We start from the raw sequence: 536 nt of genomic DNA on the forward strand, positions 1-536 counted from the left end.
TTGAGGTAGTCGTGCATGGCGGCGCGGGTGGTGCGGCACTCGGGTTCGTTGACGTCTTGGGCGTGGGCGGCGGCGAACGCGCCGGCGAGGCGTTCTTCGGCGCGGCGTAGTCGCATGGTCACGGCGTGGGGGCGTACGCCGAGGTGGGTGGCGATGTCGGTGACGGCGCGGTCGTGGACGTGGCGTTCCAGGAGGATGTGGCGGTCGTCGTCGGCGAGGTCGGACAGGGCGGTGCGGAGCATGGTGACGTCGGCGTGGCGTTCGGCGTCGAGCTCGGCGCCGGCGACGGGGGGTGTCAGGCCGTCGAGGGTGTCGTCCTGGACGGGGTGGGTGCGTCCGGCTTCGCGGGTCATGGAGATGGCTTCGTTGACCGCGGCGCGTCGCCAGTAGGGGGCGGGGTCGGTGATGGTGCCGCCGGTGGACACGATGCGGACCATCTTCTCCAGCGCTCGGCTGGTGGCTTCCTCGGCGTCGATCCCGGGGACGCGGGCAGCGACCGAACGCACGACGTTGGGCCGATGCACGACCCAGTCGTC

At 71.8% G+C, this 536-nt stretch carries 1 protein-coding gene; it reads right to left on the bottom strand.

Translation table 11 applies throughout. The annotated features are described in order from the left end of the window. Positions 1-524 (bottom strand): RNA polymerase sigma factor (locus tag LUU90_RS26380; protein ID WP_275007333.1); only part of this gene is annotated, 524 nt, incomplete at its 3' end. Between the last annotated feature and the right edge of the window lie 12 nt (positions 525-536).

It is taken from the genome of Promicromonospora iranensis, assembly GCF_028994775.1.
In the GTDB taxonomy this organism is placed as follows: domain Bacteria; phylum Actinomycetota; class Actinomycetes; order Actinomycetales; family Cellulomonadaceae; genus Promicromonospora; species Promicromonospora iranensis_A.